Here is a 19,661-nt window from a genome sequence, read left to right as displayed (position 1 = left end):
CGTCATCGCGCGCAAAACAGCCTGCGGGCCGCGGCGGCGTCGGCGAGGCCATATCCGAGCCGCTCGACCGCGCGTGCGACCGTTTCGACCAGAGCCGCGTTGCCGCCTGCCAGCCGGCCGTCGGGCAAATGAAAATTGTTCTCGAAGCCGACCCGCACATGGCCGCCCAGCAATGCGGCCGCGACGACGCAGGCAGCTTCAAGCTTGCCGAATGCGCACACGCTCCAGTTGGAGAATTGCGGCACGCCCGGCACGAGGAAAGGCAGCAGGTCCGCAGGCTGCGAGGTCTGCGAAACCGCGTAGCGTCCGAGCACGTAGAGGACCGGGATGTCGGTCCAAGGCACCGAGCCGCGCTTGATCATGCCGGCCAGGCGAACGGCTTCTGAAGGATCGTAGAGGATGATCTGCGGCAGCACGCCGTGTTTCTTCATCCAGCCCAGCAGATCGGCGAAGGCCGGCTCCGAGGCAGCATCAGGCGCAAATTCCCGAAACGCCAGTGAGGCGGCCTCGGGCCTCACCGCTTTTAGAACCGCCGCCTGTTCCGCCGGGCGGTAGATGCCAAGCGCTTCAGTGGTGATCTGTATTATCAGACGCTCGCTCACTTCCGCGCGGATCGCCGCGATGGCCTGTCTGTAGGCATCGGCGTCGAGCAGGTGGCGCCCGTCAGGCCGGCGTATGTGCACATGGATCATGGCCGCGCCGGCCTCCAGGCACTCGGCGGCCGTGCGCGCAAGTTCGGCCGCCGTCAGCGGTATTGCCGGATGATCGGCCTTCGTGCGCCGGCCGCCATTCGGCGCCACGGCAATCACGACTTCGCGCGGCGCATCAGCTCTCATTTCCCATCTCGATCGGGTTATGATCCATTCCAGTCGGTACTACAGCGCGGTCATAGCAGCACTCGACGAACAACTCGATCGCTAGCTCACGTGCATATCGGTTTCTTCACCTCGGAGGTGGCTGAGCAACTGTGCCGGCACCGTCCATGTGGCACTGTCTCCCGGTCAGAGGCGGTCTGAGGGGGCGCAAGGCTGATTGCCTACTTAAGCAGTCCGTGAAATTCTGTCGGCATGAGAGGAGAGAGCGATGACAGTCGATGCTAAGCTTGAAACATCTGCAAAGTGGGTTTCGGACTTTAAAGTGATCGTTGTCGCCGCACTGGCGGTCGTAGCAGCTATCTTCACGGCCGGCGTCGCCGTTGAAAAGCTCAGTGCTGAGGTCCAGCAGCGCCTAAAAACAATCGATGAGCACGAATCCAAAATCGCAATTTTGCAGGGGAGTGTCGGCCCGCTTCTGACCTGGCAAAAGTCTTTGTCTAAGTGGTCTCCGACGGAATATGAGGCCAACGGCACCGGTGTCAGCGGTGGAGGTGTGAACCCTTATCCCTCGATGTGTCAGGAAGGCTATTACGCTGTCGGCATAAGGGTCGAGCAAAATACCAAAGACTATTGTGTCGGGTGCCTTACGGGTGTGCACGCCATATGCCGGCCGCTACCGGTCGCAGCCCAATAGCGCCTACCAGGGCGGGTGATTTAGCGCAAATTGCCAAGTTGTGCCGGCTACCAGCCGGTCAGCATGGCGCTGTTCGCCATATTCGCCACAGCGGCGGCTTTCACGTCAAAGCGCCTGGGCCGGTGACCTGCCGGCACGGTTTTGCGAGGCGCAAGGTTGCGGGCGCGAGGTTCGGCGGCTATGCCGGACCCGACATCCCCTGACGAGAAAGGCAGAACCGATGAACGTCCTTTCCACCTCCAAATCGCATGGCGGCATCCAGGGCGTCTACTCGCACGCCTCCGCGGTCTGCGCCTGCGACATGACCTTTGCCGTCTTCGTGCCGCCCCAGGCCAAGGACAGGCCTTTGCCGGTGCTCTGGTATCTGTCGGGCCTCACCTGCACCCATGCCAATGTCATGGACAAGGGCGAATACCGGCGCCTGGCGGCCGAGCTGGGCCTCGTCATCGTATGCCCCGACACCAGCCCGCGCGGCCCCGATGTTCCGGACGAAAAAGACAATTGGCAGTTCGGCTGCGGCGCCGGCTTCTACGTCGACGCCAGCCAGGCGCCTTATGCGAAAAACTACCGCATGTATTCCTACGTCACCGAGGAACTGCCGGCGCTCGTCGCCGCCAATTTCCCCGTCGACATGTCGCGCCAGTCCATCTTCGGCCATTCGATGGGCGGCCACGGCGCGCTGACGATCGCGTTGAAGAACCCCGGGCGCTTCCGGAGCTGCTCGGCCTTCGCGCCGATCGTGCAGCCGACGACGGCGGGCTGGTCGCGGCCGGCGCTCGAAAAATATCTCGGGCCGGACGAAAAGAGCTGGCGCGCCTACGATGCCACGCTGCTGATCGAGGACGGCCATCGTTACGGTGAATTGCTGGTCGACCAGGGCACCGCCGACGGCTTCCTCCAGGACGGCCTGCGTCCGTGGCTGCTCGAAGAGGCCTGCGGGAAGGCACGCATCGCGCTGACGCTGCGCATGCAGGAAGGCTACGATCATTCCTACAACTTCATCTCGACCTTCATGGACGACCACCTGAAGTGGCACGCGGCGCGGCTGGCGAAGTAGAGGACGCGAAGTAAACCGGGCGGCGGGTTTCGGATCAGAGACGCGGCCCCGCCACCATTCGCGCTACGCGCGCCATGTCCGCGCTCATTTCGCGGTCGTCGTCGAGCGGAGCGTCGAGGACTATCACCCTGGCTGTCATGTCCTTGCATCTATCCCAAGATTGGTGCCGCGCAAATGTGCCACGCCGCGCCTGGACGCAGCGCAGCGTCATTGCAGCGCCTATGCCTCTGGAGTATTTTAGAACTTGATTGGATGAGACGCATGTTTGCCGTCGTTATGCATGCCGTCTGCTCCGGTCCCGGCAGATTGTGAACTCTTTAACAGACCTCGGCGCCGCAGACTGCATTCCTGTGGCCGACAGGTCATAGCAGTTAAGGATTTGCCATGCTGCGATGCTGCGCCTTGCTTGCAGCCTTGATCCTCGTGGGCTTCACGGCGTTCGAAGCTCACGCCGATCGCAGGGTTGCCTTTGTGATCGGCAATTCCGAGTATCGCGACATCCCGGCCCTCAAGAACCCGGACAAGGATGCCGAGGATGTGTCGAACACGTTCCGTCTTGCCGGCTTCGACGTGTTCGTCGCCAAGGATCTCACCAAGCTTCAGTTCGAGGAGCAGTTCCGCAACTACCTCGCCGCTGCGGACGGCGCCGATCTCGCCGTCGTCTACTATTCGGGCCACGGCTTTCAGATCGGCGGCGAGAATTTTCTTATTCCTGTCGACGCCACGTTGAAGGCCGCCGCCGACATCGAGGTCCAGGCGATCAAGCTCGACGACGTGCTGGAGCAATTGCGCTCGAAATCGAAGATCCAGGTGATCATCCTCGATGCCTGCCGCAACAATCCGTTTCCGCGCAAGGACTACTGGCTGCGGGACCAGTTGATCGCCACGGGCGGCGCCGGCCTTGCGCAGGTGAAGAGCTCGCTGAACACGCTCATTGCCTTCGCCACCGAGCCTGGGGCGGTTGCCTTTGATGGAACCGGCGACCTCAGTCCCTTCTCGTCCGCCTTTTCGCGTCGCGCGCTGGCGCCGAACCAGGAGATACGCACGGTTATGGCCGCGGTGCGCCGCGACGTGGTCGATGCAACCGAGGGGAAGCAGGTTCCCTGGGAAAACTCCTCGCTGATCGACGAGGTGGTGCTGATGCGCCGCGCCAGCCGCCCGGCGCTGCCGCCGGTGCTTGAGAAAGTCGTGCCCTCGGGCGTTGGTCCTGTCGCGCTGGATCTGCCGGAGCCGGTCGATGTCGACGGCGGCGCCGTTACCGTCAGCATCGAAAGGCCGCCCGCGCTCGGGCGCCTGATGCTCGACGGCAAGCCTGTCGCCGTCGGCGAGCCGATCGCCGGCAAGGACCTGCCGCGCCTCCAGATGGACGTGCCAAAGAGTTCCGGCGCGCAGGAAGAGGTCGACATGCTGGCCTATGCCACGCGCGACAATTGGGGCGGCGAATCCCAGGGCATATTGGTCTTCCGGGTCAAGAACGGCGAGGGCGCCGCCGGTCAGCAGCTCGTGGCCTCGCTCGAGGCCGAGCAGAAGCAACAGGTGCTGGAGCGCGGCATCCACATCACCGGCGCCGCCGAGGCCATCGAGAAGCGCGACATCAGCGTCCCGGTCGGCGTCGGTCCGGTGCCGCTGAAGCTGGATTTCCCGACCAAGGACCCCGCGGTCAGCCTGAAGCTCGCGAGCTATCCGGCAACGGGAACGCTGTCGCTGCCGGACCGGACGCTGTCGCCGGACTCCAGCCTGATGGCCGATGAAGTCGACCATCTGCGCTACGAACCGCAGATCGGCGCCGACAAGCCATTGATAGTCGGCCTAGAAATCAAGGCCGGCAACGCGTCGCCCAAGCCGGCGACGATGAAGTTGTCGCCGAGCGTCGAGCCTTGCGACAGGGAAGCCGGCGAGCCCCTCGACCTGCAGGGTGTCGTCCCCGGTCTGCTGCCGAACGAAATCAGCAGCAACGCCGTGGACGTCTGCCGGGCGGCCGTGAAGGCCTATCCCGATGTCGCCCGCTTCCGCTACGAGCTCGGGCGCGCGCTGCTTTCGGTCGGCAAGGTCGACGAGGCCAAGAAGGCGATCCAGGAGGCCGCCGACAGGGGGCATGTCCGCGCCGTGTTCGAGCTTGGCTATATCGCCTCGTCCGGAATAGGGACGGCTGTCGATCCCACGAAGGCCAATGGCTTCTACTTAAGGGCGTCTGACAAAGGCGATCCGTATGGAATGACCGCCTGGGGCCGGGCCTTGTTCAATGGACTTGGAGTTCAGCGCGATACCGGCAAGGGGCTGGATCTGCTGCTGAAAGCGGCTGCGATGGGCCATACCTACGCCATGAACGACCTCGCAGCGATCTTCACCGAGGGCCGCAACGGCGTCCCCGCGGATCCGGATCGCGCCGTAGCCTTTCTGAAGGCCGGAGTCGAGCGGCAGGATATGTATTCGATGAACATCCTCGGTCGCAATTATCTTTCCGGTCGCGGCGTGGAGAAGGACCCGAAGCAGGCGCAGGCGCTTTTCCAACGGGCCATGGATCTCGGCCAGCCTTATGCTCCTGGCAGCCTTGGGCGCATGTATAGGGACGGCGTTGGCGTGGCGCAGAATCTAGACGAAGCGCAAAGGCTGTTTGAGATGGCAGCCGCCCGCGGCGATTATTCCGGCGCATATGATCGTGCGGCGCTCGAGATGCAGAAGGGCGCAATGGCGGACCAGACCGTGGCTGTCCGCTATCTCGCCTTCGCGGTCGGGCTCGATCTTCGTAACGAGTTGCCGAGCGCCCAGACCACGTTGGCGCAATTCCCGGCAAAGGCCAAGACGGCGGCGTTGAAACAACTTCGTTCGGAACTCAAATCGAAAATCGCAACAGGCGGTTCGCTCGACGACCAATTGGTCAAAACGGCCAGGGCTGTCTGGGAACAAGCCAACCCGCGTCGGGACTTGTTCTGATCAACAGGGAGGCAATGGTGGGCAGGGCATTGAAACAGGTAATCGTCGGAACAACTCTTTCCGCCGTTTTGGCGGCGCTCATGGGCTGTACGTCCTTATTGCCGCCCAAACCGGAGCCGGTGCCGGTAGCGGCGAAACCTCAGCCGAAGGTCGTTCGCACGACAACCGCGCCAAAGGTCGTGAAGAAGAAGAAGGTCATAGCCACAACGTCGGCTGCGCCCGTTCAGACCGAAACCACACCTGTCATCGCGCCCTTGGGCGGCGGTGGCAGTGGCGGTGGTGGTGGCGGTGGCTGGTGATAGGCCCCCGTTAACAGCAACATCGTTCCGCGTAGCTCGAACCGCTCGCCAAGCCGAAGCAAGTGCTCTATGCTCTCGGCACGTGCCGGTATCGATATAGGGTTGTCCTTGGGGGGCGTTCCATGGTCGAAGTCGTCGCATTCTGGCGGATTGTGCGGTTGGAAGCCGCCGCGCGGGCCGCGGGTTTCATCGTCGCCGCGCTGTTCGCTTTGCTGCTCCAACCGCCGGCCGCCAACGCCGCGCCGAACTGGACGCTCGATCCCTCCGCCTCGGTGCTCACCTACCAGTCGGTCAAAAAGAACACGATCGTCGAGACCAACAAGATCAGGAACATCACCGGCACGCTGAGCGCTGCCGGTGATGCCAAGATCAGCTTCGATCTCAATTCGGTCGATACCGGCGTCGACCTCCGCAATGTCCGCATGCGCTTCCTGTTCTTCGAGACCTTCAAGTACCCGACGGCCGAACTGACGGCGAAGGTGGACCCCGCCGCATTCGCCGACTTGCCTGCAAAACGCAGGATCAAGGCGACCTTGCCCTTCCGCCTCAGCCTCCATGGTGTCGACAAGGACCTCGAAGCCAGCATCGTCGTCACCATGATCAGCGACACCCAGGTCTCCGTCGCCTCGGAAGCGCCCGTCGCGGTCCATGTCGAGGATTTCGGCCTGCTTCCCAACGTCGACAAGCTGCAGCAGGCGGCCAATGTGACCAACATCGTGCCGACCGCCTCGGTTTCCTTCGATTTCGTCTTCACCGCCGATGGCAGCAAGCCGGCCGCGGTCCAAACCGTCGCGGCAAGTGCCGCCGACGTCGGGCCGGTCGCCACAGATGCCGCCAAATCGAATTTCAGCGACGAGGAGTGCCTGAACAGGTTTGCCGTGCTCTCGCGCACCGGCGCCATCTACTTCCGGCAGGCGAGCGCAAGGCTCGATGCCAAGAGTCGCCCGCTGCTGGCGGAGGTCGAAGGCGTCGTCGGTAAGTGCCCGGCCCTCAAGGTCGAGGTTTCGGGCTACACCGATTCCGACGGATCGCCCGAGGCCAACAAGGCGCTCTCCGAACGCAGGGCCCAGGCGGTCGCCGACGCGCTGGTCGCCGACGGCGTGCCGCGCAACCAGATCAGCGCCGCCGGCTATGGCGAGGAACGGCCTGTCGCCGCCAACGATACGGCCAAGAACAAGGCGCTCAACCGGCGGATCGAGTTCTCCGCCACCAAGCTCGCGAACTGAGGTCGCGGGTGGGTGCCGATCGGATCGCCCGCTGCAGCCGCCTGTTTCGCGCCGTCGGGATCGCCGTGCTTGCCGTGTTCCTGACTTTGACCGCCGCCAGCGCCGAACGCCGCGTCGCGCTGGTGCTCGGCAACTCGCAGTATCAGCACGCGGCGCCGCTTGCCAACCCGGTGCGCGACGCCCAGGCCATGGCCGCGCGCCTGCAGGACCTGGGCTTCGAGGTGGTTTCCGGCTACGACCTCAGCAAGCAGCAGACGCAGACCACCGTCGCTCAGTTTGCCAAGCAGGTGCGCGGCGCCGAGATCGCGCTCTTCTTCTATGCCGGCCATGGCCTGCAGGCCGCGGGCAAGAACTACCTGCTTCCCGTCGATGCCGCGCTGGAGGACGAAACCTCGCTCGATTTCGAGGCCGTGTCGGTCGATTTCGTCCTGCGCCAGATGTCGCGCGAGACCAGCATCAGGCTGGTGTTCCTGGATGCCTGCCGCGACAACCCGCTGGCCGAAGTGCTGGCCAAGACCGCCGGCGTCAAGGGCGCAGCCAGCGGCCTTGCCGAAATCCCGATCGAGAATGGCGGCGCCGGCACGCTCGTCGCCTTCGCCGCCAGCCCTAACCAGCTTGCCTTTGACGGATCGGGCGAGCACTCGCCCTTCACCGCGGCGCTGATCCAGCATATCGGCGAATCCAACGTCTCCATCACCGAGGCGATGAACAGGGTAACCAGCGACGTCTTCAAGGCGACGGCCGGCAAGCAGCGCCCTTGGCTCAACGTCTCGCTGACCACAGAGGTCATCCTGCACAAGGTCGATCTCAATGCGCCGCTGATCGTTGGCGAAGCGAGCGCCCCGAAGGCCGAAGGCGGTTCTGATACGCGCAACACCGGAGCGGCGCCAGGCCAGACCGACGATCAACTGGCTCTCAACGTCCTGCGCCAGAAGATCCCGAAACTGGCGACGGACGAACCGATCCTTTTCGATCATCCGATCAAGTTCGGCGACCCGGCCATCGACGGCAAGAGCATCGCCCAGCTGATCAAGGGCAAGCCGCTGTTCAGTCCGGTGGAGGGCCTCGACAAGTCGGTCTGGGAAGGCAAGCACTGCGACGGCTGCCACCAATGGAACGAGGCCCGGCTGTGCGAGCAGGCGAAGAATTTCGCCGCCAACGATGTCTCGGTGCTGCGCCTGCAGCACCCGCTGGGAACCCGCTTCAAGGTAGCGCTGGCGAAGTGGGCGCAAGGGGGCTGCAAGTAAGCGGCGCTACCTCCACCCGTAACCCTTCGAATTTTCCATACGTGGCAGCCGCTAATAGGCGTCGGCCGATTGCTGCTGCGCCTCCATCTCCGCCATCTGGATGCCCATCTCCACGAAGGCCGAAAGGACGGCGAGGCGGTCCGCGAGCGACACCCGCGCAAGCCCTGCCAGAATCCCCGCGCTAACCGCATGGGCGGTCGGAAATCCGCCCGCGGCCTGATCGATGACCGAGCCGCTGTCGCGCCAACCCGCCGCCAAAGCGAGCCAGGAGACAGGCGTCACCGGCGGCACTTCCACGGCCTGGGCTACCGCTGTGCGATGGTCGGGATTACCGGGTTCGCCGACCCAGTCGCGGACGACCGCCAGCAATTCGAGGTCCCGGTCGCCAAGGAGTTCGGCAAGGTTGCTCAGGCACTCATGCGCCCACCAGACCGCGGCCCGTTCCGGCAGCAGATAGGCACAGAAGGTGATTGCCTCCTCCGGCACGCGCCCGGCCAGCAGCGTACGGCAAAACTCGATCGAAGGCTGATCGGTTGGGAGCGCCTTCATGTCCTGGGCGACGGCAGGGCAAGCGCTGAACAGATCCCGCGCCGTCCTGAACCGGAACCCCCTGGCCATGGCTGCCACGCCCTCACTAGGAATAAGGTACTGAAGCCCCGGCGGAGGCGTTGGTCAAGCTTTAGCTTTAGCAAACGGCGGGCGCTCTCAACGTGTGTTTGTTCACAGACAATGGACGCGAAATTTGATATCGTCTGGACCGGTGCATGTCGCCCAAAACCGTGCAGCGGTTTCGGGGAAACGATGGGCATGAAATGAGGGCTTGAAGCGCGGCGCCCGAATAGGTTTCGACGCGACACGCTTTGACGAGATCCGCTCAAACAGGGAGTAACGGTCATGCGGTGGGCCAGCTCAGCCTTTGCATTGGCGGCCGTGCTTTTTTCGACGCACGTTTCCGCTGATCCGCTTCAGAAATCGGAAGACATCGTGAAATTCTTCACCGGCGCGGGCAATCTCGGCGCATCGCGCGGGATTTGCGTCGGCACAGAGGAAGAGTGCAAGAGCAAGAACGAAAAGAACGCGGCCCCCAACAAAACCGGGCTCGATATGATGATCAATTTCGGGCTGGATTCGGCCCAGCTCGACCAGACGGCGCGCGCGGAACTCGACGAGTTCGCCAAGGCGCTCAAGGACAATCGGCTGAGCACGTTCAGCTTCGTCGTCGAGGGCCATACCGATGCTTCCGGCCCGGACCGCTACAATCAGGATCTGTCGCAAAGAAGGGCGCAGTCGGTGGCCGCCTTCCTGACCGCGAATGGCGTTCAGGCCGCCCGGCTCGAGGCGATCGGCCTTGGCAAGTCGCATCCGCGCGTCGCCAACCCCTATGATCCGGTCAACCGCCGGGTCGAGATGCGGATCAGGACGGAATAAGCCGCCGGCACAAAGCGCCAATCGGTACGAAACAACGGGAGCCCGGTCTCACTAAGCCGGGCTCCCCTTTTTCAGGGCTTGTCCAGCACGCCGCCCACCGCGCCATGATGGCATCTGGCGCGCCGAGCCGACACCAATGGCGCGCCGGCCAAGCTCACGGCGGCGGGCACGTTCAAAGCGTGGTCTGGATCGAACTGATGAGGGCCGTGACGGCCTGTTTGTATTTCTCGAATTCCGGCGAGGTCTGCCGGATTTGCGTCGTGGTCGTCTGCTGGCCTTGGTCGGAGGCGAGGCGGGTCACCTTTTGGCCCATCTTCCGCTCGGCCCAGTCGATGACATAGCCGGTGGTCTTGCCGGTGAGGAACGGATTGGCCTGGATGACGGCCGATCCGAGCACGGCGCTCAGTTGCGCCGAACCCGGAGCCGCCAGAACCTGGGCCGCGCCTTCCATGCCCAGGAAATGGCAGAGATAGAGCCGCCCGGCGGTGATCTGGTGGCCACGCGCGCGAAGATAGGCTTCGCCCTCGCGCGCCAGGTTGCGCACCATCTCGCGCGAAAGCGTGGCGTCGTAGCGAAGCGCGAGCAGGTCGGCCGTCGACAGCGTGCGGGCAAGATCCGGCCGATAGGTGTTCATCATCCGGATCCAGGTCTTGGTAATGAACTGGCCGGCGCCGGTCGCCGACGACAGCGGGTTCTTGGCCCGCGCGCTGCCGCCGCTTTCGACATGGACGATGCGTTCGGTCAGCGTCTCGACTGCGGAATCGCCGGAACCGCCAGAGGCATAAGTGGCAACCGTGGTGACCGTCCCCAGCGGGTCGATCGCCTCGCCGTTCTGGTAGAGTTCGAAATGCAGATGCGGGCCGGTCGAGAGCCCTGTGGTGCCGATATAGCCGATGACGTCGCCGGCCTTGACCTTGGTGCCGACGCCGCTTGCGATGGCGAATTTTTGCATATGCGCGTAACGCGTCTCACGGCCGTTGGCATGCGCGATCTTGACCAGATTGCCATAGCCGCCGCCATCGCCCTGGAAGCTGATTTCGCCGTCGAAGGCCGCCATGATCGGCGTGCCGACCGGCGCGGCCCAGTCGACCCCCTTGTGGATGCGAACGGTGCCCAGGATGGGATGCTTGCGCGGGCCGAAGGTCGAGGTCATCACCCCGGCGACCGGCGTGACCATGCCGTTGGTCACGGTCAGCGAACGAACCTCGTCATTGCCTGTGACGCATGCGAACTGGCCGTCGCTCTGCTGGAAGACGAAACAGTCGAGGGTCTTTTCCGTGCCCTGGACGCCGACATAGAGGACCCGTCCGGATATCTCGCTTTGGCCGCGCGGCGTCTGCGAATAGATCAGCACCAGGCGCTGGTCCTCGCTGGCGAAGGCGTCGAGATCCTGTCCCCGCGACAGATACATGATCGCCTCGCCGATCACGCTGGTCGGAACCTTGTTGCGCGCGGCCGTCGAATAGATCGCGTCGAGCAGGCGGTACTGTCGCTTGGGTCCGCCCTGGTCGGAAGCGCCGGAGTAGTTGAACAGGTCCTCGCGCACCCACGGGTCGACGCCGGACACGAAGGCGCCTGCAGCGTTGCGCGTCAGCGTTCCGACATAGACGTTCCTGGCATAGATCGAGACCTGCATCAGCGACATGGCCGTCGTCTCGCGGCTCGGCCTGAAGCCGCGCATGGCCACCACATAGCCCGCCTCCAGGCCGTCGCGGTTAAACAGCGTCTTCAGCGCCTCGCCGGCGAGCTTGGCGTCGTCGGCGGAGAAATGCGCGTCGGCGACGACGCTGTCCAGGCTGCGGTCGTTGAGGATTTTTACGAACGTATCCTCGGTCGCCTCGAAGCGCTGGTATTCGCTGGTGACGGTGGCGACAGTCGTGTTGTTCTCGATCTCGGTCTTCTTGAAGGCGGGAAGGGCGGCTTCGCCCTGATCGACGGTCTCGCCCCAGCCGGCCTCCGGATCGCCGGCATCCGCCTTGGGCGCCGAGCCGGCAGGCGCCTCGCTCTCGTCGGGCGCCGGCTGCAGATCGTTTTCCAGATCGCCTTGCTGATCGTCCGTTGCAGCCGGGGCAGGCGGCGGGGCGGCCTGCTGATCGTCAGGCGCCGGCGCTGAGGCTTTCGGCGCGGTCTGCCGCTGCGCCTGGAAGAAGGCGAAATCCTCTTGCGTCGATGGGATCGTCGTCATGAATTTTTCGCTGGCGCTCAACATGACGTCGGAGAGGATTTCGATCTGCGGCGAGGCGCCGGAACCGTCGAGCTCGGCCGGACGGGCGACCGTGTGGCCCTTCGTTGCGGTGTCGGCGTCGGGCGCAAGCGTGATCCACATCGGGTCTCCGGCGAGGTCGATGATGGCCGGCACATAGACCGACGCGTCGGGCGGCACGTCTTCCATGCTTTCGACGGGGTGCAGCTCCTCGTCCTCGTCGCCGAACGACCAGTAGTCCTTGGTAAGGTAGAAACCCGTCGCGATCGAAACGACGGCGAGCGCGGCCAGGCTCGAAAGAACCCAGCGCCAGAGCTTGCGCCGGCGCTCGGCCAGGCGCGCCTGCTTCTTCAATTTGAAGCTCGTGTCGATGCTGTGCGTCACGGGCTGGTTCCGGTCAGGAAATAGGTCCAGCGCACCTGCTCCTGCGTATCGACCTCGATGAAGCGCGCCGCGATATGGCCGCGCTGCCAGCACTCGTCGATACCTCGGATCGAGAAGCGGCGCCGATCGATGCACATCTCGGTCGATCCGGCGAGGATCGCGTGACCGAAGACGTCGGTCGCGTAGATGTAGATGTAGCGGTTGGTCAGCTCCTCCCGGATGACGTTGACGCATTGGTTGGCGCCGATGGTCCACCAGCCGTCGGTCTGGTCGGCATCGTCGACTTTCTGTCCGACGGCGAGGTTGACGACGTCGAGCGTCTGGTTGCAGACGGTGAATTCGGCATGCGCCTTACCGGTCAGGAAGATCGAGAGCAGTACCGCGCCGAGAAGGGCTGCAAGTCTCATGCGGTCATGCAGAATGAGCCGTCCACGCCTCCTGCGTGGTGATGGCTCGAACAATGAACGCGGTCGGCGGAGTTCCATCGGCGTCCATGTCTATCCGCCAAGCCGGAAATACTTGGCGGTGGCGGAGAATTGGGAACCGTCGGCCTCGATCTCCTCCAGGATCTTGGGCAGCAGTTCCGAGGCCGGCGTCGGCCGCGAGAACATCGCGGCCTGGATATCCTGAGGTCCGGTGATCACCAGCATGATCTGCGGCAAGGCCTTGCCGGCCGCCTTGTCGGCGGTGCTGAGACCGATCGGAATGCTGAAAGTCGCCTTGTCGAGTTGCGCCACCATGCGGTCGTCGAGGTTGAAGGCGATCCCCTTGTGATCGATCAGCATCACGTTGGAGACGAGCCCGCCGCGCGTCACCAGCGTGCCGCTGATCGGCGAGCCGTCCGGCACGGAGGTCCGGTCGAGAACGAGCTGCGGCCGCTCTGTCCCGCTGCGGTCGAGGAGGCGCAGGAAATTGGTCACCTCGCATTGCGGCTGATCGATGAGGCGGACGCTGATGTCCGGCTCGAGGTGGAACCGCGACTGGAAATCGTTGAGCATCTGCTCGAAGGGCTGCACCGCGGTTCCGAAGCCTTCGATCGTGGCGGCGCTGTCCGTTGCCGATGTCAGGCTCGCGTAGAAGCAATCGCCGCCGCTGAAGTCGCGCACCCAGGAGGCTCGCTGAGCCAGCTCGTCGTTTTTGTTTGCCGGCGGCGGAACCTGCGGCTTGGGCAGGTTTATGGCGACGTCCGTATCCTGAGGTTGCTTGCTGGCGGGCGGCGGTTGCGGCAGTGCTGCCGGCTGCGTCGATGCGCTTGGCGTTGCCGGTTTGCTGGCTGGTTCGGGCGCTGTCGGCAGCGGCGAAACCGGTGCCTGGTTTTGGTTTTCCGTGACTTGAGGCGCCGGCGTTTTCGACTTCGACAATTTGGATAGTGCGTCGACGAGGTCCGACGCGCTGGGCTTGGCCGCGGGCGGTTTTGCTTCCAGCGCCGGAGTGTTTTCCGCTGTCTGGTTCGGCTTGACCACCGGCACCTCGCCGGCTGGTTGCGACGGTTTTTGGTTTTGCGCGGCCTTCGGCAGAGGCGCCGGTGATTTCCCTATTGGCGGCTGCGTGGGTTCGGCCTCTGCGGGCTGCGAGGCTTGCATCTGGTTGTTGTTGGCCGGACCCTCCGGAAGGGCAGGCGGCGTTGGCTCCGGTGTCTGCTCTGTCTCGGCTTGCGTCTGTTTCTGGACGGTCTTGTCCTGCGGTTGCGGCAGAGCCGGGGCGACGGGCTTTGCCGGCTCAACGGCGGCAGAACTGTCAGCCTTCGGTGCTTTCGGCTGTGACTCGGCCGGCGCTTGCGGCTGAGGTTTCGGGGTCTCCGGCTGAGGCTTGCTTGCCTCCGCTGCCGGCCGGGCCGCTTCCGCCGCGGGTTTTGCCGCCGGCTTCGGCGTAAGAGGCTCGGGCTTCTCCACGGCGGGCGGTGGCGTCAAGGCGCCGCTGAAATAGACGCCAGCCCCCGCCAGGACGGCCAGCACAGCGACGCCGCCCGCGATGGCCGGGATCCGCGAAGGCTTTCGCTCGGCGGGCCGCGTGGGTGCGCTGGCCGGTGCAGCCGGCGGCGAAGGCCGCGGCTCCGACAGATGCGCCGGCCGCACATGCGGGACGAAGCGTTGTTCTCCGGGCACGGTCGAAGGCGGGGGGCCGGAGTTCGGCAGCGCGGTCCATCCGGCGCGCGGCAGACCCGAGCGCTCGCGCGGGGCGAAAGACGCGGGCGGCGGCAAGGTCGCGTCGAAATCTTCGTCGCGCGTCGCTCTGGCGATCTCGGCCATGCTCGCCGGCCGGTCTCGAGGATCCGGCTGCAGCATCGCTTCGATGAGGGCGCGAAAATCGGGGTCGATATCCGACAGATCCGGCACGGCCCGCCGCTTTTCGACCACCTCGAACTGCGAGCCGCTCATGTCGAGCGGCTTTCCTCGCAGCGCGGCGGCCAGAACCAGCCCGAGGCTGTAGATGTCCGACTGCTCGCTGACCTCGCCGCCATAGAGGCCGAGCTGTTCCGGCGAAACGTAGTTGTATTTGCCGGCAAACTTTCCGCCGATCAGCGTCTCGCCGCCGACAGTTGCCGAACGCGCTATACCGAAGTCGATGATTTTCGCCCGATCGACCCGACCGCCCGGCAGGATGATGTTGTCGGGCGAGAGATCGCGATGGACCGCGCCGGCCTGATGCACGGCGCTCAGGCCGGAGGCGAGGCGATGGCAAAGCCTGCGCACGTCCGGCGGCGACATTGGGCCGCGCCGCATGACGTCGAACAGCGACTGGCCGTCCACGAACTCCATGGCAAGGTAGGGGCGGCCGATCCCCGGATCGATGGTGAAGACGTGGTATCGCACCACCGCGTCATGCGACAGATGGTTGAGGATCGACGCTTCCTTGCGGAACAGGGACAGGATCGTCTGGTCGCGCGCGAACTCGGGCAGCACGATCTTGATCGCGACATGGTCGCCGGTCTGGATGTTGTGGCCGCGATAGACCTCGCCCATGCCGCCGGAAGCTATCCTCTCGTCGAGCTCGTAGATGCCGCTGAGCTGCGTGCCCACGCCCGTAAAGGCCAGGTTCGGCGAAATTCGCGTCTTGTCGTCGTCGCTCATCTGCCTCAGCCTTCCGCCTTGGACCGATCTGCACGGCGCGGCTGTCCGTCGCGCCCGTCGCCGACCCTCACCAGCACGACGGTGACATTGTCCGTTCCGCCGCGCGCCAGCACCATCTCCAGCAGCTTCTCGCACGCCGCCTGTGGTGGCCCTGAGTTGACCGCCGCTTCGATCTCGGCGTCGTTGACATGCGCGGTCAACCCATCGGTGCTCAGAACGAAAACGTCGCCAGGCATCAGCTCGCCTTGCTGGAAATCGATCACGAGCTCGTCGCTGACCCCGACGGCATGCGTGATCACATTGCGGCGCGGCCAGGCGAGGGCTTCCTCCGCGCTGATCATGCCGCGATCGAGAAGCTCCTGCACTTCGGTATGATCCCTCGATATCTGCGAGATCGCACCGCCGCGGACCAGATAGATGCGGCTGTCGCCGGCCCATAGGACCGCGAACCGCCCGTCCATCGCGAGCAGCGCCGCGAATGTGGAGCCGATGGTAATGCCGCGCGACCGCGAGATGTTGCGGATCTCGGTGTTGGCGCGGCTCAGCCGATCCTCGAAGCGCGCGCGCAGGTCCGGTGCCGAACTTGCGATCCCGATCGTGGCGAGATGATCGACGATGCTGGCCGAAGCGACCTCGCCGGCCTCGTGTCCGCCCATCCCGTCGGCCACCACCCAAAGGCCGGTCCGTGGCTCGACGAGATAATTGTCCTCGTTGTGGTCGCGCACGCAGCCCTTATGGCTGACGGCGAAGCTTTCCATGGGAAGGGCGACAGTGCTCAATTTGCCACCAAGCGCTTCGCGAGCGTCCTCTGTGACCAACCATGGGCCGCGTGCCCAGTCCACTCTGCCACAAGCGCATACATTAGAGTACCGAAATGAAGACCGAGGCTGGTGCTGCTCTGGAACGCCGCCATGTCAGAATGCCTTCGGACAGCTGAACCCGGACAGCGCCGGTAACAGGAGGGGATTGGCGGCCGAGCCGGTCTGCAGCGTATAGGCGACGTCGCGCCCGCCGATCACGAAGCGCGCTTCGGTATTGCCGCCATTGCTGGTGACGCTCGCCTTGTCCATGAGGCGCTTCAGGGCCCATGGCCCTTCGAATTTGAGGACGGATTCGCGGCCCGGCATTTCCGGCGTCAGGCTCAGACTCGCGGATCCCGAGGCGGCGCCGCTCGGCCATGTCACCGTGCTCGGCGCGTTGCCGGCCTGCGCGCTCTGCACTGTCTGCCCGTCGACATCGAGCACTGCGCTGTCGGCCTCGCTGTTCAGCGAGGCGGGCGTGAAAGTGATCGAGACGAGCGGCGTCGAACCGCCGGACGGGAAGAAGGCGCTGCGGATTTCCGCCGCCGACTGAAACGCCTTTAACGTCGACTTGGCGAGCTCGCGGCCGGCGCGCGCATCTTGCTTCCAGGTCCAGTCCTGACCCGTCATGTCGATCATCGGCGCCAGGTTCTGCGCGAAGAACCGGTCCATCACGCCACCCGGAGCGAACAGCTTGGCGAAATCCGCCATCGAGATGTCCTCCGTGCCGTCGCTTGCGAAGGGATAGTGGCCGTTGACGGCTTCCTCGCAGGGGCGAGTGACCGTCTCGTCGAGCGTCTGGTTGAGATTGGCGACCGAGGTCTCGGCCACGTTGCCCTCGAACTCGTCCGCCGCCGCGTCGACCATGCGCGCGAGCTGCTTGGGCAGGCGCGAGGCATTGGCCCGCATCGTCGCGATCTGCAGCTTCAAATTGGCGTTGACGCGTTCCGTCTGCGCGGGGACGTCCGCCGCCAGCTTCACGCTCTGGTAGATGTCGTGGAAGTTCTGCGTCAGCGCATCGAGCGGGCGGCGCCCGCCGGAGCCGCTTACCAGCGCCTGGAAAGGCCTGAACTGCGCTTCCACCGTGGCGCCGGCGTTCTGTGTGGCGGGCGAGTTTGTCCCGGCGCGGCTTTGCGACTTGCCGCCGGCGATCTGCAGGCCGATGCGGGCCAGGCCCTTGGCCATAACAGCCGGGTCCTGCTGCGCCGTGCCGGTCTCGCCTTCGGAGGCGGCGCTGTCTTTCGTCAACGCGGTTTCATCGGCGATCGCCGTGAACAGCCGGTCGAGAGGCGAGCCCGGCGACGCGGCGGCGGAGAGCGCGATATATTGCGGCTTGTCCTTGAGCATCGCCTTCAACTTCAGCTGGTCGAGCGCGCCGTTCCAGGCGGAAGCGAATTCCTTGCCGTAGCGGTCGATGAGCTCCGGGCCGAGTTGGGGCAGGTCCTGGTCGATGCTGCCTTGCTCGCCGCCGCCGCCGAGGACCCATTGGTCGTCGACCAGCATTTGCGCCATGCGGGAAAGCTGCGGCAGATAAAAGCCGTTGAAACCTGCCTTGGTGTAGAGGCCGGGAACGTTAAGGTCGGAGAGCTCCCTGCCATCCATGCGCTCGAACAGGAGCTGCGCTTCCGGACCGGCCTTCGCGGGAACGGAAAAGTCCTGGAGCCTTGCCGCGTAGACCGCCGACCTGATCAGCGCCGACGCGCGGTCGGCAAGGCTCATGCGCCCGAGCGAGCGTTGCGCCGCCTCGACCAGCGGCTGGTTGAGCTCGAAGACCGGGTCGTAGGCGTCATCGAGCGCGAGCATGGCGCGCAGATGTTTTTCGAGCTGCGCGCGGCCCTCGCGGTTGTTCTCGCCCGGGTAGCGGTTTTCCTCCCAGTCCTGCTTCATCCAGGACACGATCAGCTCGTCATCGACCTTCGGCGCCTTGCCGCCCAGCATCAGATAGATCTTCAGCGGTTCGTAAAGCGCGATCGGATCGGCCATCTTGGCCTGGATCGTCCGCTCCGCCTGAACCAGAAGCCGGGAGCGGAAGCTTCGCTCCAGCGCCTGCCGGTAGGCAGTCTTGGACGCCGACAGAAGTCTCTCCCGTTGGCTGAGCCCGAAACTCTCCTCGACCGGCTTCGATTGGTCGGCGGCTTCATATCCGGCCGGCAGGTTGCGCAGCTGGTCGAGCGGACCGATGACGTTCTCGAGATCGACATCGGCCACGGTCGCGCTCTTGAGCAGCGAATCCGCGCTGTCGCGATACTGCGCCATCGCTTGCCTCGTGGCGGTAATCAGCGACTTGTTGGCGAAGAAGGAGAGGCCCAGGACGCCGAGCGCCGCCAGAGCCGCGAGCGCGATCGCGGCGAGGCTGCCAAATCTGGCGAACTTGGCGCGCCGCTCCGCGGTCCTGTCGAACGAGACCCAGCCTGCCTCCGGAAAGATCACCTTCGCCAGAAGATCATGCAGGAAGAAGCTCTTGCCGGAGCCGGAAAGATGCGCCTGCGAAGCGCTGCCGAAACTGCGTCCGATCGCGCCCAGCACCTGGTCGATCGGCGTTCCTTCCTGCGTGCCCGACGAGAAATAGAGCCCGCGCAGGCTGACGTTCACTTGCGCCCGCGAGGCGTCGAACAGGCTTGTGACGAAACGCACGACGCGGGTCCGCAGCGCTCCGAACTGCGCCGGAAAGCCGAAGATCGCGATGCGCGCCACCGGGTCGGCCTCGTCCTGCAGGCGATCGGCGATCTCGTCCGCCAGTTGCCCGGCCAGCGCGTCGAACTCGGCAGGGGCCTCGCCGACCATGTTCCTGTTGCGGTCGGTGGTCTGGAAGGTGGCGCCCCAAACCTTGCGCCGGCGCGCCTCGTCGAAATCGCCGAAATAGTCCATGAAGCCGGCGACGAGGTCGGCCTTGGTGAAGAGAAGGTAGACCGGGAACTGGATCTTCAGCGTCTCGTGCAGCTCGCGCAGCCGGCTTCTGATCTCGGTGACATGCGCGTCGAGCTGCTGGTCGTCGAAGCCGATGAGGTCGGCAAGGCTGATGGCGAGGATCACGCCGTTGATCGGCTGTCTGGTGCGGTGCTTCTTCAGCAGCGTCAGGAAGGCGAGCCAGCTAGCCTTGTCGCGCTCGCGGTCCGACTCCTGCGTCGTATAGCGGCCGGCCGTGTCGATCAGCACGGCATCGTCGGTAAACCACCAGTCGCATGACCGCGTGCCGCCGACGCCTGCCACCGGCTGGGCATTGCCCGAGCCCGCAAGCGGAAATTTCAGCCCAGAATTCACCAGCGCCGTCGTCTTGCCGGCTCCCGGCGGGCCGATGATGATGTACCAGGGAATCTCGTAGAGGAAATTGCGCCTCCCGCTCGACCGCTTCAGCGTCGCGATGGGCTGACGGTCGGCACCAAGGGCAACTTCATCGTCGTGGAGGTCAACAACCAGCTTTTGTTAGCGTCAGGCCAGGCGGAGCTGAAGACAGAGTTCCAGCCCATCGCGGCCGACATCGCCTCCGCGCTCGACGGCGAGCC

General features: G+C 64.7%; 13 protein-coding genes and 1 pseudogene. 7 read left to right on the top strand and 7 right to left on the bottom strand.

Annotated elements, in window-relative coordinates; genetic code table 11:
* Positions 1-2: 2 nt before the first annotated feature.
* Positions 3-836, bottom strand: coding sequence for a 3-keto-5-aminohexanoate cleavage protein (locus tag P9236_RS21835; protein WP_278076623.1), 834 nt, complete (start codon positions 834-836; stop codon positions 3-5).
* 247 nt (positions 837-1,083) lie between these two features.
* Between P9236_RS21835 and P9236_RS21830 the strand changes: the two genes are divergently transcribed.
* The 6 genes from P9236_RS21830 (at position 1,084) to P9236_RS21805 (ending at position 8,272) form a co-directional block, all read left to right on the top strand.
* Positions 1,084-1,509, top strand: coding sequence for a hypothetical protein (locus tag P9236_RS21830; RefSeq protein ID WP_278076622.1), 426 nt, complete (start codon positions 1,084-1,086; stop codon positions 1,507-1,509).
* A gap of 220 nt (positions 1,510-1,729) precedes the next feature.
* Positions 1,730-2,566 (top strand): S-formylglutathione hydrolase, encoded by an 837-nt coding sequence (fghA, locus tag P9236_RS21825; RefSeq protein ID WP_278076621.1) that lies wholly within the window; start codon positions 1,730-1,732, stop codon positions 2,564-2,566.
* A gap of 384 nt (positions 2,567-2,950) precedes the next feature.
* Positions 2,951-5,500, top strand: coding sequence for a caspase family protein (locus P9236_RS21820; protein ID WP_278076620.1), 2,550 nt, complete (start codon positions 2,951-2,953; stop codon positions 5,498-5,500).
* 29 nt (positions 5,501-5,529) lie between these two features.
* Positions 5,530-5,799 carry a hypothetical protein gene (locus P9236_RS21815; protein WP_278076618.1) on the top strand — a complete coding sequence of 90 codons (270 nt, stop codon included), beginning with the start codon at positions 5,530-5,532 and terminating at the stop codon, positions 5,797-5,799.
* Positions 5,800-5,921: 122 nt separating this feature from the next.
* On the top strand, positions 5,922-7,025 hold the full coding sequence (locus tag P9236_RS21810) for an OmpA family protein (protein ID WP_278076617.1): 1,104 nt from the start codon (positions 5,922-5,924) through the stop codon (positions 7,023-7,025).
* An 8-nt stretch (positions 7,026-7,033) separates the two neighbouring features.
* Positions 7,034-8,272 (top strand): caspase domain-containing protein, encoded by a 1,239-nt coding sequence (locus P9236_RS21805; protein ID WP_278076616.1) that lies wholly within the window; start codon positions 7,034-7,036, stop codon positions 8,270-8,272.
* A gap of 51 nt (positions 8,273-8,323) precedes the next feature.
* Here P9236_RS21805 and P9236_RS21800 read toward each other — a convergent pair whose 3' ends face one another.
* Positions 8,324-8,890 (bottom strand): hypothetical protein, encoded by a 567-nt coding sequence (locus P9236_RS21800; RefSeq protein ID WP_278076615.1) that lies wholly within the window; start codon positions 8,888-8,890, stop codon positions 8,324-8,326.
* 276 nt (positions 8,891-9,166) lie between these two features.
* Here P9236_RS21800 and P9236_RS21795 point away from each other — a divergent pair, with 276 nt between their 5' ends.
* Complete coding sequence (locus P9236_RS21795) at positions 9,167-9,700, top strand: OmpA family protein (RefSeq protein WP_278076614.1); 534 nt, start codon at positions 9,167-9,169, stop codon at positions 9,698-9,700.
* A 172-nt stretch (positions 9,701-9,872) separates the two neighbouring features.
* Here the strand turns inward: P9236_RS21795 and P9236_RS21790 are convergent, their stop codons facing one another.
* The 5 genes and pseudogenes from P9236_RS21790 to tssM form a co-directional block, all read right to left on the bottom strand.
* Positions 9,873-12,287 (bottom strand): M23 family metallopeptidase, encoded by a 2,415-nt coding sequence (locus P9236_RS21790; protein ID WP_278076613.1) that lies wholly within the window; start codon positions 12,285-12,287, stop codon positions 9,873-9,875.
* Positions 12,284-12,772, bottom strand: coding sequence for a DUF1036 domain-containing protein (locus tag P9236_RS21785; RefSeq protein WP_278076612.1), 489 nt, complete (start codon positions 12,770-12,772; stop codon positions 12,284-12,286). The genes P9236_RS21790 and P9236_RS21785 overlap by 4 nt, the downstream gene beginning before the upstream one ends.
* Before the next feature lie 12 nt (positions 12,773-12,784).
* On the bottom strand, positions 12,785-15,358 hold the full coding sequence (locus tag P9236_RS21780; RefSeq protein ID WP_278076611.1) for a serine/threonine protein kinase: 2,574 nt from the start codon (positions 15,356-15,358) through the stop codon (positions 12,785-12,787).
* A 5-nt stretch (positions 15,359-15,363) separates the two neighbouring features.
* Positions 15,364-16,137 (bottom strand): PP2C family serine/threonine-protein phosphatase, encoded by a 774-nt coding sequence (locus tag P9236_RS21775; protein ID WP_278076610.1) that lies wholly within the window; start codon positions 16,135-16,137, stop codon positions 15,364-15,366.
* A gap of 135 nt (positions 16,138-16,272) precedes the next feature.
* Positions 16,273-19,521 (bottom strand): annotated as a pseudogene (gene tssM / locus P9236_RS21770) (type VI secretion system membrane subunit TssM); the annotation flags it as partial.
* Positions 19,522-19,661: the final 140 nt, after the last annotated feature.

This window comes from Mesorhizobium sp. WSM4884 (assembly GCF_029625675.1).
GTDB lineage: Bacteria > Pseudomonadota > Alphaproteobacteria > Rhizobiales > Rhizobiaceae > Mesorhizobium.
The sequence above is the reverse complement of the archived record's forward strand: the minus strand, read 5'-3'. Positions and strand labels throughout refer to the sequence as shown.

Coding starts and splice junctions, on each gene's coding strand:
- P9236_RS21800 (WP_278076615.1), bottom strand. CDS start 8,890: ATGGCCAGGGGGTTCCGGTTCAGGACGGCGCGGGATCTGTTCAGCGCT.
- P9236_RS21780 (WP_278076611.1), bottom strand. CDS start 15,358: ATGAGCGACGACGACAAGACGCGAATTTCGCCGAACCTGGCCTTTACG.
- fghA (WP_278076621.1), top strand. CDS start 1,730: ATGAACGTCCTTTCCACCTCCAAATCGCATGGCGGCATCCAGGGCGTC.
- P9236_RS21820 (WP_278076620.1), top strand. CDS start 2,951: ATGCTGCGATGCTGCGCCTTGCTTGCAGCCTTGATCCTCGTGGGCTTC.
- P9236_RS21810 (WP_278076617.1), top strand. CDS start 5,922: ATGGTCGAAGTCGTCGCATTCTGGCGGATTGTGCGGTTGGAAGCCGCC.
- P9236_RS21785 (WP_278076612.1), bottom strand. CDS start 12,772: ATGGAACTCCGCCGACCGCGTTCATTGTTCGAGCCATCACCACGCAGG.
- P9236_RS21835 (WP_278076623.1), bottom strand. CDS start 836: ATGAGAGCTGATGCGCCGCGCGAAGTCGTGATTGCCGTGGCGCCGAAT.
- P9236_RS21795 (WP_278076614.1), top strand. CDS start 9,167: ATGCGGTGGGCCAGCTCAGCCTTTGCATTGGCGGCCGTGCTTTTTTCG.
- P9236_RS21830 (WP_278076622.1), top strand. CDS start 1,084: ATGACAGTCGATGCTAAGCTTGAAACATCTGCAAAGTGGGTTTCGGAC.